The sequence below is a fragment of the Wolbachia endosymbiont (group B) of Xylocampa areola genome, assembly GCF_964028205.1.
Lineage (GTDB): Bacteria > Pseudomonadota > Alphaproteobacteria > Rickettsiales > Anaplasmataceae > Wolbachia.
This window is the reverse complement of the sequence record NZ_OZ034771.1, coordinates 936,639-951,891: the sequence shown is the minus strand read 5'-3', so window position 1 is coordinate 951,891 and position 15,253 is coordinate 936,639. Positions and strand designations below refer to the sequence as shown.

The following is a 15,253-nucleotide window of genomic DNA, read 5'->3' as shown; positions in this document are numbered from 1 at the left end:
GTTATCATTAGTAATACTAAAGGGAAAACTAAACTTAATAAGATTTGGAAGCATATTGTTGTTCTATGATTCACGTAATGCTGCTATGCCTTCGTTGCAGACGTTGTCATAAAGTAAATTAAATTCTTTAATATTTGAAAAACTACTACCCCTTAGCGCACTCATTAATATTATTCCACTTTCAACATCAATATCATTAGAAATTAAATCAAGTTTAATAAGATTTGGAAAGTTACCATTCTTTAACAATTTAGTGATTGCTATTGAGCCTTCTGCGCCAATAATGCTAGAAGTTAATTTACACTCAGTAATATTTGGAAGATTAATATTCTCTAATGCTTCATTTAAAACTTCTCCGCACTGAGCATCAATATAACAATTAGATAAAGTCAAGCTTGTAATATTTTGCTTTTTCTGTAAAAAGTTTACTAGCTTTTCCATATATACATATAGATTATTTAACTCTAAGGTGTTACTATTAACATATTGATTAAAGTCAACTTCCATGGTTTCTGTAAGTTATAGAGCTGCTAATTATAGCATAAATTTAAATAATTGTCAACCTTATGAACAACTAACTTTACTTCTTTTTAACCTGATACCTATGCTTTGTTTCAAATTTCCATCAAAAAGTAACATTACCCCCTCCAGTCAACCTTTCTGCTTCATTTCGTGAAATCAATGCCTCAATAAATTCATCTAGTTCACCTTCTTTTATAATCTGTTCTAGTCGATGTGAAGTGAGATTAATTCTATGATCTGTTATTCTTGATTGTGGAAAGTTATAAGTTCTTATACGTTCAGAGCGATCTCCAGAACCAATTTGGCTTTTCCTCATTGTTGACCTTTCCATTTCTTTTTTTTGTCTTTCAATTTCGTATAGCCTTGCTCTCAACACTTTGAGCGCTTTAGCCTTATTTTTGTGCTGCGATTTTTCATCTTGCTGTATTACAACTATCCCTGTTGGCAAGTGGGTGACCCTTACTGCGCTGTCAGTTGTATTCACTGATTGCCCTCCAGGACCACTGGATCTATAAACATCTATGCGTAAATCTTTTTCTTCTATTTCAAAGTCAACCTCTTCTACTTCAGGTAATATTGCAACAGTAGCTGCGGAAGTGTGCAATCTTCCTGAGGATTCAGTTTCTGGCACTCTTTGTACTCTGTGCACCCCTGACTCAAATTTCAGTCTTGCAAAAACTTCTGTTCCATTAATGAGTGCAGAAGCTTCCTTATAGCCACCTATACCTGTATTAGAAATACTTATTGGCTCAAACTTCCAATTTCTTCTTTCTGCATATTTTTGATACATACGAAATAACATCGCTGCAAATAATGCTGCTTCTTCTCCGCCTGTGCCTGCTCTAATTTCTAATATTGCATTTCTTGAGTCATCTTCATCTTTGGGTAATAATGCCAACTTTAGTTTTGCTTTTACTTTCGGTAATACTATCTTTTGCTTCTCAAGAAGTTCTTCTTTTGCTAACTCTTTTATATCACCATCGCTGTTCTCATCTTTCATGATTTCTTCTAAATCTGAAATTTCCTCTTTTAATATATTATATTCATCGATTATCTCGATAATTGGTCTGAGTTCAGAGTATTCCTTTGAAAAACTAACGAATTCTTTTTGACTCAAATTGGTAGGGTTTTCCAGATTTCTCTCTACATCAGAAAACTTTTTTTTTAAGTCTTGTAAATTATTCTCTATATCCATATAGTACAGGTCTAGTTTTCAGCTGTTTAAGTAAGTAATATATACTGAAATAAAAAATTTCTTATATCAAGCAATAACACTATAATTGTCTCGAATATTTCTACCTAAGTATAATGGCAAAACAGATAACATCAATCTGCAGCTTCATATTTGGAGCTTCAGACAAAAAATCATTACCAGATGAGTCGGCTCCAGAGATTGCATTTGCTGGTAGATCAAACGTAGGAAAATCAAGTTTAATCAACTTGCTGATAAACAGCAAAAAAGCTGCAAGAGTTTCTTCTAAACCTGGATGCACTAGACAAATAAATTTTTACTCTATGTACAATGATAAGTTTAGGATTGTCGACCTACCGGGTTATGGCTATTCTTGTGCAAGCAAGGAAGAAGCAGTACAATACTTAAACCTAATTGAGTACTATCTAATTCACAGGAGAAATCTAAAAAGAGTGTTTGTGCTTATAGATAGCAAGGTAGGATTAAAAGAAATAGACAAAGACTTTGTTTATTGGTTAATATGTAATAATATTAACTTTAATATTGTGCTAACAAAAATAGATAAAGTGAATCAGGAAAGTCTAGATGCTATTCTAGAAAATACTCAAAAGTGGGTTAATAATGAACATGTATCAATTCATCAAATAAGCATTCGTGTTAAGCATAAAATCACCAAGGTAAGAGATGAGTTTTTCAAATTTACAAGATAAAAAAATGAAAAGTGATGAATCTTTAAATGGTAAGATGCCATTGAAGGAAAAAACAGAAATATTATTTGAAGTTCTGTCTAACATACCTAAATTTGTAGGCGAAACTTTTATCATCAAATGCAGCAGTGTAATAATCTCAGATGAAACGCTGCTTAGTGCTTTTGCGCATAATGTTGTTCTGTTGAAACAGCTTGGTATAAATCCGGTGGTAGTTCATGACGGAGAATATGAAATTAACTTAGTGTTAAAAATGCTAGGTATGAATGATAAGTTTATAAATGGTGTCAGACTTACAGACAAAAGCACTATGAAAATCATTGAAATGGCACTGTGTGGTTCAATTAATAAAAAAATTGTTCAGCATATAAATTCTGCTGGTGGTTCAGCTATTGGACTATGTGGAAAAGATGGCAACCTCATAAAAGCTGAAAAGATAAGCACTACGCTTAGGGAAAATAGATTAAATAATATTGAAAAAATACTAGACATGGGATTTATCGGTAGACCAACTGAAATCAATCCTGATATATTATTCTTTATTGAAGAATCAGATTCTATACCAGTTATTGCACCTATCGGTTATGGAAAAAATGGAGAAACATATCATATTGATACTGATAGCACTGCAAGTGCAATTGCACTTGCAGTTTACGCATCTAAAATGATAATCTTGAGTGATACAGATGAAGAAATAAACAAAGTTGGCAATGGAAGAGTCTTGATTAAAAATTTAAAAGAATCGATTGATTGTGGAAAAATTAAAGGAGAAAAATTTGTTGAAAGGCTTATGTCATATACTAAAATGGTAGAAGAATGTGCAGGGGTTGTTCACATAGTTGATGGTAGAGTACCTAACATTATACTTGATTTATTTACTGAGAATAATTCAGGTATATCAATAATGGATGATTAATAGCTGTACTGCTTATAACCATATGAACATTGAAAATTTGGGAATAGCTTATGTCAAATTCCTATTCTCTTTTCCAGTTTTTTTAGGGTTTTTTTTTCTTGCAAGCATAATAGTTTCGTATACATAATGAAACCAAATGGTATTTTTAGCTTGATAACAGAGGAAAATAAAGAGGGCTTGGGTGTAACACTCAAATAATGATTTACCTTATGGATACCGCTAGAAAAGTTGACTAAGGTATACAATTCTCTCTGCGTCAAGTTACTCAAGATATCGAATCTACAAACGCTTTGGATTGAGTGTGTTTGGTCAATTTGAGTGCTTTAAATGAAAGGCGAAAATTGAGCATACTATGCCTCTGTACACAGTATCTTTAATGCAAATGCCCATGTGATTCCATAGATAATCTCTGTTTTTTTATTTTATCTGTCCATTTATCATTCTCTATATCTTGTTTGTTGGTTGCTCTTTTTTCTTGCTCAACAATTGCCTTATCTATCTTCTGATGAATTGCATCAATTGCATTTTTTTCTTTGTATACTTCGCTTTTTCCTTCAACAATTAAATTGGTAAAAATATTTACAACAAACTGCACTTGATTATGATTAACCTGACCTTTTATCGAAGAAGGTAAAGAGTTTAATTCCATCAATACTTCTGATGCTGTTTTATCTTGAGTGGAAAGCCCTAAATTATCTGCTACTTCACTTATTAATAACTCTCTGTTTTCTTTATTATCTTCCAATTTAGTATAATCACGCAGTAGATCCATAATTGAAGATACTCTGACTTCAATAATATCATCAACATCTTCACCTCCTAGAGCAACTCCTGATCCCAATAACCTCTCTCTGAGATTTTTCTTTAAAAGATTGGTAAATTTTTCATTTGCATCCGATCCTGTAGTAGATATTGTACCATCTAAATAGTTGTTTACTTTGATTTGAGTACCTAAGCTATGCTCTATTTGTATTTTTGCCTCAGGTTTAAATCCTAATTTTGCACAGAATTTCTGAAAATATTCTTTAATAGTGTCAAACAAGGTCTTGCCATTGTCTTTATAGTTTTTCAACTCTTCAGGAATAGTAAGTGATAATTTACCATCTCCATATTTTACAAGGTCTTCACCATATTGAGACTCAAGTGTGAATTCTAATGAGCTGGATAGGTCACATATTTTCTCTTTCGGATTGTTAAGCGTGGTTATAGGCATTGCCATATCAGACTTCACTTTTATGTGGTTGTGATCAGTGCAGTAAATGTTTAGCACTTTTTTAGGACTGTGTGGAGTTAAATTACAACTACTGAGTGCGGCATGAGATTCATTAAATATACCAGCCCCATACCCTGCTTGATTACAATTGGTGACTAACTCTTCTAAAATAGCATCACTTGGGATTTCTGCTTCAGCGTATCTAAACATTTCCTTAAAAATTTCCTTTGCTAATGAACGGTAATCTTTTTTGGAGAATAGATGATAAGAGCTTCTCCCTGCGTTATAAAATCTCTCAAATTCCTTTCTATATTCATCAATTTTTTTTTCATCAGCAACTGTAGGGCTATTACAATGATTTTCCCAAACTTCAGATAGTCTATCTTGATCAAGCTCCTTAAGTACTGGTTCCATAAAAGCTTTACCTTCTTCAGAGAGGTTATCAAAATTATCACGGTTAAAAATCTCATTTTTATAATCTTTAGCTCCTTCCTTAAATGCAATAATAAAATTTTTATCTATTTCTTTTTCATTAATAATAAAATTCATTCTTTGAAAATCTAAGAACATTGTTTCACCGGAATTCGCTAATTTATTATCTTGATCTGCTCTTAATTTACTAAAATTGAATTCTTTAGCTGTGGCCTTTAATCTAACTACCGGACTCTTCTTTGCCTCTTTCATAATTAACACCTTACTATAAATATGCTGTAAGTTGTACCATATAATGATGAATAATTTTATAATATATAAAAAAGTCGATAGTCTATTTCTTTATTTTAGGGATATAGGAAAGGCGTAGATTTCTCTTTTCATTTGTAGCATGCTGCATTAATATTTACGTATTAATCTAGAAAATAGTGATGAATAATATTGTAATTGTTGGTCTGCAATGGGGTGACGAAGGCAAGGGTAAAATAGTAGATTATCTTTCTGAGAATGCAGATGTAGTTGTGAGATTTCAGGGAGGAAATAATGCAGGGCACACTATAGTAATAGATGATGAGGTTTATAAATTAAATTTACTGCCCTCTGCTGTTTTGAGAGCGGACAAAATATCTATTATAGGAAACGGTGTTGCTCTTGATTCACATGCTCTAGTCTCAGAAATAGAGTCATTGAAAGTTAAAGGAGTGGACGTAAACTATAACAACTTGATGGTATCCGAGAGCTGTCCATTAATACTTAGCGTACATAAGGACAAGGAAAAGCTATTTGAAGATTTAAACGGAAATCACAAAATTGGTACAACAAACAAAGGGATAGGGCCATGTTATGAAGATAAAGTTGGCAGGAGAGCTATACGCCTTTGTGACTTAGAAAACACAGATGAGCTCAATCAAAGAGTGGATGCTCTCCTGAGTTACCATAATGCTATCAGAAAAGGACTTAACTACCAGGTAGTTAAAAAAGAAGAAATATTAAAGGAAATTCAAGAGATTTCAGAAAAAATTCTTTTATATAAAAAACCTGTGTGGAAGATACTAAATGATTTTATGAAAGAAGGTAAGAAAATAATATTTGAAGGCGCTCAAGGCGCATTTTTAGATATCGACCACGGAACTTACCCTTTTGTTACTTCAAGTAATACCGTAGCATCGCAAGCGATAACAGGCTCAGGATTATCCTACAATGCTCACATTATTGGTGTAGCAAAAGCGTATACAACAAGAGTGGGTAATGGTCCATTTCCTACTGAACAAAATAACGAGATTGGAGACAGCTTATTTTCTATAGGTAAGGAACTTGGAACAGTAAGCAATAGAAGAAGGCGCTGCGGATGGTTTGACGCAGTTTTAGTGCGCCAGGCCGTACAACTCTCTGGAGTTTCAAGCATTGTATTAACCAAATTAGATATTCTTGATTCTTTTGATACTATTAAAATAGGCACTGGTTATAAGTATGGCGGAAAAATGTATGATTATTTACCCGCATCACATTCAATACAAAAAGAATTAGAGCCAATATATGAAGAATTTCCTGGTTGGAAAGAGAAAACTCAAGGCAAAAGGTCAGTTAAGGAATTACCTGCAAATTTGATGAAATATGTGAGAAAAATAGAAGAATTAATAGGTGTACCAATTCATCTAATTTCAACTAGTCCCAATAGAGAGGATGTTATTAAGCTTAAAAATCTATGAAAACGTCTTGTTAACTTTTATCTAATAAAAAACGATACTTGTGTGACTTCAAGCAATCTATTATGCAAAGTAGCAGCGTAAACGTACAGTGAGCAGTGTGATTTTTCTTAAATACATGTTGATTGTTATAATATAAACATAGTTAAAGGAGGCGTATTATGATTGCAGGTTTGACTAAGGGAGACAAAGCAGTAAGAGCGGAAAAAACAAGTGATCAGCTGAGAGAATTGTCAGTTGCAGAATATGTAGTTAAGTCAATACATGACTTGCAAAAATTGCATAATAGATTATGTTCATCACAAGGCAACAATTGTGTTAATGATAGAGAGAAGTTTGTCCAAGATAGTGATGGGCTTGGTATATTTCAATTTCTCAAAAGCTATATTAATGATGCAGAAAAAAATGAGCCTTCCATTAAGAACCTTACTATAATGAAATTTCTTCGCTCAATTATAGAAGATAGGGAACTGTATAAAAAGTTATGCAGTTTCGATGATTTTCTCGATTGTGAGTTAGAAAATTTGAGAGATAAGATAAGCTTATTAGCGCTTTTGAGAGAAAAGATGGACTTTGCTGATATACAAAAAGCTTATGATAATTGGCGTTTTAATGATCTAATAGGTGATAATGATTTTAAGCGAATGTACGTGGATCAAGCAGTAAAAGAAAGAGAAAAGCCTGTTAATGAGGACTTTGAGAAAAATATAGGTAAATACATAGAGTTAGTAAAGGAAGGAAAAGAAGTTGCAAGTAGGTATTTTGGAAAATGGAAAGAGGACTTTCAAGTTTACTGTGAAGAAATTGACAATAATAATAAAGTTTTGAATATTAACCTTACTCATTACGACAATAGTGAGCCAACAAAGATTAGTGACGTTTTACAGCAAGAGAAAGATATTAAAGAACTGAATATCTATTGCAATAAAAAACATGAAATACACGCTCGTAAAAAAGATAAGAAAAGATATTATGAATTTAAAGAAGGTGCATATTATGAAATGACAAGCACTTGGCCTGCAAAAGATGGATCAGGAATGTGTACCATGATTATGAATGTGAGTAGAGATGGCATAACTGAAATACTAAAATTTAATGGTGAAGATTTTGTTTCATCGAAGGAGATTCTAGAATTAATAAAGCAAAACGATGAATTATATATTCAAGGTCTCTCCTTATACGATGCTGTAATGGAATCACTAGAAGAGAATAGGGCTACTCCTATTAATCTTTACAATGAATCTATGGTGGCTTATCAAGGTAAGGAACCAGAGGGGAAGTTAGATCATAAAGTTGATGCTGATAATAGCCTTCCTTCTTCTCCTTCTATTAATAGCAATGCATTGGAAGCCAATTTACAGCACACTGAAACTCAACCAGAAATTGCTTCACAACAAATAACTGATTTACAAAACAGTTTTAGAAAAGAAGAGCGAAAAAACACGGAATTGCAAACTGAACTGGCACAAAAAGATGAAAAGTTAGCAAGTGTGTTAGCAGAGTTACAAGAGAAAGCACAAGAACTTAAAAATGTATGTGAAGCAAAAGGAAAGCTAGAGGGTAAGCTAAAAGGTGTTAATACAGAAAAGAAGGAGTTAGAAGACAAATTAAAAGAAGCAGCACACATAATGAAGGAAAAGGAGCAGTATATAAGCAATTTAAAACTTCAAGTGCAAGAGTTGAAAGATGAGTATAAAGCACAATTGGAATCTTATGAACAAGGGATATGCAAACTAGCATGGGAAGTTGAAGAGTTAAGAAGCAAGCTAGAGTGTGAGAATGAATGGGATGATAAAGTTGTAGAAATAGCTGATGGACTGGGAGAAAAAATTCATGCTGATGAACAAAGAAGCCTCAATAATCAATTTTATACTCCAACAAGAAATATTTTTAATGAGACTAATAATGAGTCTTGTGTTCCACTGGAAGAAAAGATGACGTTACTCAGATCTTCAAGCTCTGATGGCGGATATGGTAGTGATAATGGTTTATCTTCTAACATGAGTTCTATTGAACAAAGAAGCTTCAATCATCAATTTTATACTCTAGCAGGAAACGTTTTTAGTGAGCCTGATAGTGCCTCACAAAAGAAGACAGAGTTATCCAGATCTTCAAGTTTTGATAGTGGACTTGATAGCGATGAGGAAAATTGTGATAATGATTTATCTTCTAAAATAACTTCTATTGAGAAGGTAGTAGAGAGTAGAAGCGTAGGTAGCTCGCTTTCCTCTTGCATTGTTAAGGAGATGATTGGAGTTAAGTTGCAAGAGCAATACTCAAGTAGAGTATAAAAATCTCCTGTATTGATAATAATTTAAAATCTATAGTAGACTGAAAAAGATTATTAAATTATAATACGACAATGATAAAAGAAGACAAATCAAAAACAATTTTTGAAGTGGAAGGGGCAGTAACTGCTTTACTACCTGCAGCAGAATTTAGAGTGAAGCTGGACAATGAACATGAGATTATCTGTCATGTATCAGGAAGAGTGAGAAGAAGTAAAATACGTATTATTATAGGCGATAGAGTGTTAGTTGAGATGAGTATTTATGATAGGAATGCAAGAAAGGGTAGGATAATAAAAAGGCTAAAGTGATAGAACAATCTCTAGATAATCTTATTCTTGCTTCATCATCAGAAAGGCGAGTAGCCTTACTCAAACAAATAAATATTAAGCCAGGTTTGGTTTTGCCAGCAGATATAGATGAATCGCCTTTGAAGAAAGAACTGCCAAAAGATTACTCAATCCGTATGGCAAAAAGTAAAGCCGAGAAAATACAAAGTGCAAATCCAAATTACTTTGTGCTTGGTGTGGATACAGTTGTTGCTTGTGGTAGAAGGATATTGCTCAAAGCTGAAAACGTTGAACAAGCAGAAAAATGCGTTCGCTTGTTATCAGGAAGAAGGCATAGAGTATACACCAGTGTGTGTTTATTAATTCCTGATCAATCTAAACAGCATATTAGGACTGTAGTTACAATAGTGAAATTTAAGCGTCTCAGCGAACAAGAAATTAAATATTATTTAGCATCAGAAGAGTGGAAAAACAGGGCAGGGGGATGCAACATACAAGGCCTTGCGGGAATGTTTGTATTATTTTTACGTGGTTCTTACTCTTCTGTAATAGGGTTACCATTACATGAAACCAATTGCTTGCTAAGTAATTACTTTAACCTATACTAATACCACTGTCCTTTTTTTGTTTTTCTTCAGCAATAAGTTTAGCCCAGATTCTATTTCTATTTGCTAATGCAATTCTATTGCGATCAGGACTATCATTGCATTCTGTTAAAGTATCTTTTCTTTCCTCTTCTACTATTCCAGCTTTCAGTTGTGCTGCATCTTTTTCTAGCAATTTATATAGTTCGCTATTTTTGTCTATAGTCAGATTAGTATTATCATTTTCTTGTTCTGCTACTTTTCTTTCTAATAACTTACGTACAGGGTCATATTTTTTACCTTCTTTTACTTCTTTCAACATACTTTCTGAGAATAAATCTTTAGTAGCCTGGTCTCTCAATCCTTTATTCAATTTTTCCAATGTATCTTTTGGTTCAATGGTTTCTAATTTCCTCTCTAATTGTTCAGGATTTACCTGAAAATTATCGTGGCTAGTGTAAGTTGGAGATGAGTAACCTGAGTCGTTTATTTCTTCCTCCGCTGCATTGTCTTTTAGCAATCCAGCTGCTAATAAATGTTCTTTTGTTTGTTCACTCATTTTCTTTTGATTTACTGGTTTTAGCGGGAATTTCTGAGTTTCTTTATCCAACCTACTGGTAAATTCCGTAAGTAGGGTATAATCTCTTTGTTCAACATTCATTAGGCTCGCTTTTAACTGTCCAGAATTTACTCGAGATTGTTCATGATTAGAGTGAGTTGGAGATGAATAGCCCGAATCGTTTGTTTTTATATCTGTTGAGCTGTATTCTAGCGATTCATTTTCTTGTTCGGTTTCTTTTTGTTCATCGTTTCCTCTTTCTTCGTTTTCCTTAGTGCTAAGATAATCTTTTTCTTGTTTATAATCTGATTGAGGTTTTGAAAGCGTTATATACTCATCTTCGTTATCGCTCCAACCATCTTCGAAGTCAGAAAATTCTTCACCATACTTACTTTCACTACGTAATAACTCATTTTTTGCTTTCCATGCAAGAATCGAAGCTACATCATTTAGTGATTGCTTATTTCCAGTATTGCTTGATTCTTTAGCGTTTTCATACTTAAATGCACCTTTAACTTTTTTGAATGCAACGTCTTGTGCTGCTGCAGTGCTTTCATTAGTTGTAGGATCAAAAATTGCACCTTTTTGCCGATTATTAGATATTTGCTCACTTTCATCTGATCTTCGGCTTCCAGATGCAGTATATCCAAACGTAGTAAATGTAGACTGCCTATCGTTTTGATTTTGGCTTACAGATTTGGTGAAAGCAGTACTGTTTGAATGATCAGAATATGGAGAATTGTAGTTATTTCCACTATTAATCCGTATTGGCTGATACTCACCTTTTTGCTGATTATTAGGTAATGAACTAGTTCTAGTTGGCAGTGACGGTGGAATCTTTTTAGCAGATGCGTTATTAGAATGTGTAGTGCTAGTCGTTGCATGCTTAAACTTAACTTCTTGATCTTGAGTAGCTTGAACGCCAACACCTTTACTAATATCATTTTCTATGAAAGTTTCAGATGATTGTTGATTCTCTTGTTCTTGTCCTTTCTCCTTGAATTGTATTTGATATAGGAATAAGCCACCTATTTTTACATCTGTGTTTGCTTTTAATTGTTCCTCAGTAACACCATTACGTTCAGTGAGATCTACACCATCTTTATCAATCTTGATTTTGATAGTACATTTTTTGCCATTTTTGTCATGCCAATTCAAAGTCATTTCATATGAACCATCGGTTACAACATAATGCCTTATTCTTTTCTCTCCTTCTTCGGCAACAAAACCGTGCATTCCGCTCTTTCCATCACTATGCAGCGTTGAAAATCCCGAAATTCCTTTCTTCTGACAAAAGTCACTATTTAAAAACTCGCTGATTTTAAACTCTTTTTTGTCATCTCCCAGTGTAATACTTGCGTGATCGCCATATATTGAAACTCCTGCGATATCATCAACATACTCTTTTAACCTTGCTTTAACTTCACTTTCAAGCTTTTGTTCGGCTTTCTTTATCTTGTTCTGCTCTGGAAGAATAACTTCATAAGCTTTATTTTTGTCTTCATCTGTCTCCAAATTCCAGACGGAGTGCTTTATTAGAAACTTTACTGCATTAAAACCAACTCTGGAATTATAAATTGGGTCGTCTTCCTTTTTTATTTCATCGAATAAAGTAAAAAATCCTCGAATGAATTCATGATATTGTTGTGTGCTTTGAGTATTCATATTTTCCCTCACTAATAACCCTCTGCCTTTTAGCCTTAGCTAGTACAATTATTACGGGAATTGATTTAGTTTTTATTAAAGAAGTTGTATTGCTAACGTGATGACATGAGCTATTTTATGTTCACATCAAGCAATTTAAGTTGTCATTCCAGTCTGGAATCTAGATTTTTCTAGACTTGATCCTATAGTCAAATTCATAACTACAAACGTTATAATATAAGAGTAATTTTCACCAAAAAGTATGTCATTCCAGCGCGTGACACTGGAATGGCTTTGTTGCACCACTCAAGGAAAGAACAGGCAGTTACTGATGGAATTTGTTATAAAATAGATATTTAGCCGACAAAGGAAAAATATACCAATAAGAATGAAAGTCAGTAACTGCAATGAATATAACAAATTTCTTCAAGAAAGGGGAAATGTTTTTCATTATATCAACGATGCCATTGAAAATTGGTACGAAAATAGTCCAAAAGTAGCAGGTGGCAACAATGTCTACAGCGACAAAGTAGTGATTCTAATTCACATAATAACCTATCTATTCAGGATTGGTCTTAGGCAAACAGTGGGATTTATAGAGAAATATCTTGAGCAAATAGGGAAAATTTTGCAAATTATCAGCTATTCGCAGGCTTCAAGAAGGTTTAAAAAGCTTAATATCAAAATCAACGACTGCAGAGTTGATAAGAACGATATGGAAGATATTGAAATTGCTATAGATAGTACAGGTATCAGCATCTACAATAATATTCCAGGCCATAGTAAGGCAAATGGTACAGATAGAAAGTATCGCCGCTATGAGCAAACAAGATGTAATGCTAGAGATAGGTAGTAAAAAAGTTATAGCTGCAAAATACAGTAGTGAAGTTTATTCCGACCACTATGGAGCCTGTGATCTTATTGAAAGAGTGGATACCAAGTATAACATAAGCACGATATATGCAGATAGATCGAAAGAAGTTATACAAACTGTGCGATGAGCTTGACATAAAGACAAGGATTCCTCCGCAAAATAATGCAGTAGAGCATCCAAAGTTGGATTATATGAATGAGAGAAATTCTACAATCAAGCTCATAAAGTCATATGATGAAGATGGTATGAAGAGGTGGAAAAAAGAGATAAATTATTGGAAGAGATCTTATATAGAAAGTTTTTTCTCGCGACTGAAGCAAATATTTGGATTTAGTTTTAGGAATAAATCTGAGATTAATCGTGAGAAGGAACTGCTACTCAAGTGTTATTTGCTTAACAAATTTACTGAAATAGGCATGGCTAAGTTTGATATAGCTTCATGAATTTATTATACATTACCCACTATCCGAAGAGCTGTGCAACAAAGCCCACTGGGATCCAGTCGCACTCAGTTAGTGAGCATAAAAGTATTATGTTAAAACATAAAATTTTTGATGAAGTTCATGAAAGGCTGGATTCCAGACTGGGATGACAACTTAAAATATTGCTTTAGCTCTGTTTTTGCAACTTCAGGTATTTGCTACTCATAGTAAATACTTCTGGATCTTGAGAAGTGAGCTTGAGTATAGCAAGTATGTTTATGAGTAGCAAAGCAGCAATTGAAATATCAGCGATATCCCAGAGTAACTTAACTCCACCAATTGCACCAAATGGAATGATTAAGGTAAAAACTACAGTCCAGATTTTGGTGTATTTATTATCCATAGATACATAGCGTATTGTTTGTTTTGAACAAAAAAACCAAGTAAAAATAGTAGTAAATGCAAAGCAAAACATTATGGTCATAATAAAATAGTCAATATAGGGCCAATTCATAGCTTTTCTAAAAGCAAATATGCATATGTTAGTGCTCTCTAAATCAGTAATCCAAGAATCTGTGACAAGCAGTACCATTGCTGTAATGAACACTATGAGTGCAACTATAAAAGGAGATATTATTGTGATTAGACTTTGTTCAATGATAAATTTATTGTTATTTTTTTTAGGAGTAATCGAGGAGTGTACAATTCCTTCGAGGCCAAGTCCTATATCTGTTGCAAAAATACCTCGCAGAGTTCCTACTTGAATAATAGTCAACATTTCTAAAATTAAACCTAAAGATAAGCCAGAGTTAAAGCTACTAGTTGTAAAAAAATTGCTTGTTATTAGTTTTAGAGAAGGAAGAATATTTTCACTAAACTTAAATAATATGATACCGCAAAGTGTGAGGTAACTTACCGTCATTATCGGTATCATAGCCGATATAAAAATTTTAATTTTTTTTAAGCTGAGAGCTGCAACAACAAAAAATATTATGGCCATTACAATGCCGCCAATGACTACAGGTATATCTACCATGCTGAGTGGTATTGATAGAGAATTTACCTGAACAAGGTTACCAACTGTTATTGAAACCATCATCATAATAACTAGAAACACAACTGTAGCTTTTCTAGAATTAAATGCATCAGTCATGTAGGCTACAGGTCCACCTATAAACCGTCCATTTTTTTCTTTTCTGGTTTTTATACTTAGGTAACAAGTAACATATTTTATCACAGAAGTAACAACAATAATTATTGCCATCCATAAAATGGATCCTGGTCCTCCGGTTTTTAGAGCAACAGCAGTGCCTGAAACGTTTCCTACTCCTAAATTTCCTCCTAAGATTGTAAACAGGGCGGCTATAGAAGAAAATTTATTTTCTCCTCTTTTAGCTCCAATAAGTGAAACGGCATACGGTAGTCTAAACACCTGTAACCATTTTAGTTTAACCGATAGGTAAACACCAGCAACTAGTATGAGTAGTATTGTTGGCAGTAAGAAAACAAACTTTACTGTATCCATCTGTAAAAGAGAGATTTTTACTTGAGTATATAGCAAAAGTTGAAAATACCCAACCTATTTTCTATGTATGACTTCGGTTTCATTATTCTAGCACCTCTTAATCTTGTCATACCAATCACAACTGATTGTAATATGGTACAATGTTCATACAATGTCATTCCAGTGCTTAACACTGGAATATTGTGTTTTTACATAAGGTTAGCTGCTTTTATACTTATCAACTTAGTGTCTAATCTGGATGCCAGAGGGCTTTGTTGCATAGCAGGAGAAAAACTAGCGATTACTGACAAAATTCATTATAAAATAGCCATTTAACCGCTTAAGGATAAATATATCATAAAAAATGAGAGTCAGTAACCAAGGTAAATATAACAAATTT

At 33.3% G+C, this 15,253-nt stretch carries 14 protein-coding genes; 9 read left to right on the top strand and 5 right to left on the bottom strand.

Annotated features, from left to right (window positions below; genetic code table 11):
* Positions 1-63: 63 nt before the first annotated feature.
* On the bottom strand, positions 64-507 hold the full coding sequence (locus ABWU35_RS04640) for a hypothetical protein (protein ID WP_012481725.1): 444 nt from the start codon (positions 505-507) through the stop codon (positions 64-66).
* Between the two features lie 118 nt (positions 508-625).
* The gene (gene prfA / locus ABWU35_RS04635; protein ID WP_007302826.1) at positions 626-1,717 is read right to left on the bottom strand and encodes a peptide chain release factor 1; all 1,092 of its coding nucleotides are present in this window, start codon (positions 1,715-1,717) and stop codon (positions 626-628) included.
* 110 nt (positions 1,718-1,827) lie between these two features.
* Here prfA and yihA point away from each other — a divergent pair, with 110 nt between their 5' ends.
* Entirely contained in the window at positions 1,828-2,424 is a 597-nt protein-coding gene (yihA, locus tag ABWU35_RS04630) for a ribosome biogenesis GTP-binding protein YihA/YsxC (RefSeq protein ID WP_369800778.1), read from the top strand.
* Positions 2,399-3,337, top strand: a complete 939-nt coding sequence (argB, locus tag ABWU35_RS04625) for an acetylglutamate kinase (RefSeq protein WP_017531630.1) — start codon at positions 2,399-2,401, stop codon at positions 3,335-3,337. The genes yihA and argB overlap by 26 nt, the downstream gene beginning before the upstream one ends.
* 373 nt (positions 3,338-3,710) lie before the next feature.
* Here the strand turns inward: argB and ABWU35_RS04620 are convergent, their stop codons facing one another.
* On the bottom strand, positions 3,711-5,234 hold the full coding sequence (locus ABWU35_RS04620; protein ID WP_264685464.1) for a hypothetical protein: 1,524 nt from the start codon (positions 5,232-5,234) through the stop codon (positions 3,711-3,713).
* A 179-nt stretch (positions 5,235-5,413) separates the two neighbouring features.
* Here ABWU35_RS04620 and ABWU35_RS04615 point away from each other — a divergent pair, with 179 nt between their 5' ends.
* From ABWU35_RS04615 to ABWU35_RS04600, 4 genes are all read left to right on the top strand, one after another.
* A complete protein-coding gene (locus ABWU35_RS04615) occupies positions 5,414-6,691 on the top strand; it encodes an adenylosuccinate synthase (RefSeq protein ID WP_010401253.1) in 1,278 nt (425 codons plus the stop codon).
* 158 nt (positions 6,692-6,849) lie between these two features.
* Positions 6,850-8,979, top strand: a complete 2,130-nt coding sequence (locus ABWU35_RS04610; RefSeq protein WP_264685465.1) for a hypothetical protein — start codon at positions 6,850-6,852, stop codon at positions 8,977-8,979.
* 71 nt (positions 8,980-9,050) lie between these two features.
* The gene (infA, locus tag ABWU35_RS04605; protein ID WP_007302820.1) at positions 9,051-9,287 is read left to right on the top strand and encodes a translation initiation factor IF-1; all 237 of its coding nucleotides are present in this window, start codon (positions 9,051-9,053) and stop codon (positions 9,285-9,287) included.
* Positions 9,284-9,874 carry a Maf family nucleotide pyrophosphatase gene (locus tag ABWU35_RS04600; protein ID WP_007302819.1) on the top strand — a complete coding sequence of 197 codons (591 nt, stop codon included), beginning with the start codon at positions 9,284-9,286 and terminating at the stop codon, positions 9,872-9,874. The genes infA and ABWU35_RS04600 overlap by 4 nt, the downstream gene beginning before the upstream one ends.
* On the opposite strand, the gene ABWU35_RS04595 is transcribed toward ABWU35_RS04600, so the two are convergent.
* Positions 9,861-12,074: a hypothetical protein gene (locus ABWU35_RS04595; protein WP_264685466.1), complete on the bottom strand. Its 2,214-nt coding sequence runs from the start codon at positions 12,072-12,074 to the stop codon at positions 9,861-9,863. The two genes, ABWU35_RS04600 and ABWU35_RS04595, sit on opposite strands and share 14 nt — an antisense overlap.
* A gap of 367 nt (positions 12,075-12,441) precedes the next feature.
* Here ABWU35_RS04595 and ABWU35_RS04590 point away from each other — a divergent pair, with 367 nt between their 5' ends.
* From ABWU35_RS04590 to ABWU35_RS04580, 3 genes are read left to right on the top strand one after another with little or no spacing between them, the layout of a single operon-like run.
* A complete protein-coding gene (locus ABWU35_RS04590; RefSeq protein ID WP_264685467.1) occupies positions 12,442-12,906 on the top strand; it encodes a transposase in 465 nt (154 codons plus the stop codon).
* Positions 12,872-13,054, top strand: coding sequence for a hypothetical protein (locus ABWU35_RS04585; protein ID WP_265028073.1), 183 nt, complete (start codon positions 12,872-12,874; stop codon positions 13,052-13,054). The genes ABWU35_RS04590 and ABWU35_RS04585 overlap by 35 nt, the downstream gene beginning before the upstream one ends.
* Positions 13,014-13,370, top strand: a complete 357-nt coding sequence (locus ABWU35_RS04580) for a transposase (protein ID WP_007301972.1) — start codon at positions 13,014-13,016, stop codon at positions 13,368-13,370. The genes ABWU35_RS04585 and ABWU35_RS04580 overlap by 41 nt, the downstream gene beginning before the upstream one ends.
* A gap of 166 nt (positions 13,371-13,536) precedes the next feature.
* Here the strand turns inward: ABWU35_RS04580 and ABWU35_RS04575 are convergent, their stop codons facing one another.
* Positions 13,537-14,874, bottom strand: coding sequence for an alanine/glycine:cation symporter family protein (locus ABWU35_RS04575; protein WP_007302817.1), 1,338 nt, complete (start codon positions 14,872-14,874; stop codon positions 13,537-13,539).
* Positions 14,875-15,253 lie beyond the last annotated feature (379 nt).

Excerpts from the sequence above, each read along its gene's own strand:
- ABWU35_RS04615 (WP_010401253.1), top strand. The coding sequence starts at position 5,414 with ATGAATAATATTGTAATTGTTGGTCTGCAATGGGGTGACGAAGGCAAG.
- prfA (WP_007302826.1), bottom strand. The coding sequence starts at position 1,717 with ATGGATATAGAGAATAATTTACAAGACTTAAAAAAAAAGTTTTCTGAT.
- ABWU35_RS04590 (WP_264685467.1), top strand. The coding sequence starts at position 12,442 with ATGAAAGTCAGTAACTGCAATGAATATAACAAATTTCTTCAAGAAAGG.
- ABWU35_RS04620 (WP_264685464.1), bottom strand. The coding sequence starts at position 5,234 with ATGAAAGAGGCAAAGAAGAGTCCGGTAGTTAGATTAAAGGCCACAGCT.
- ABWU35_RS04595 (WP_264685466.1), bottom strand. The coding sequence starts at position 12,074 with ATGAATACTCAAAGCACACAACAATATCATGAATTCATTCGAGGATTT.
- ABWU35_RS04610 (WP_264685465.1), top strand. The coding sequence starts at position 6,850 with ATGATTGCAGGTTTGACTAAGGGAGACAAAGCAGTAAGAGCGGAAAAA.
- infA (WP_007302820.1), top strand. The coding sequence starts at position 9,051 with ATGATAAAAGAAGACAAATCAAAAACAATTTTTGAAGTGGAAGGGGCA.
- ABWU35_RS04575 (WP_007302817.1), bottom strand. The coding sequence starts at position 14,874 with ATGGATACAGTAAAGTTTGTTTTCTTACTGCCAACAATACTACTCATA.
- argB (WP_017531630.1), top strand. The coding sequence starts at position 2,399 with ATGAGTTTTTCAAATTTACAAGATAAAAAAATGAAAAGTGATGAATCT.
- ABWU35_RS04585 (WP_265028073.1), top strand. The coding sequence starts at position 12,872 with ATGAGCAAACAAGATGTAATGCTAGAGATAGGTAGTAAAAAAGTTATA.
- ABWU35_RS04640 (WP_012481725.1), bottom strand. The coding sequence starts at position 507 with ATGGAAGTTGACTTTAATCAATATGTTAATAGTAACACCTTAGAGTTA.
- ABWU35_RS04580 (WP_007301972.1), top strand. The coding sequence starts at position 13,014 with ATGCAGATAGATCGAAAGAAGTTATACAAACTGTGCGATGAGCTTGAC.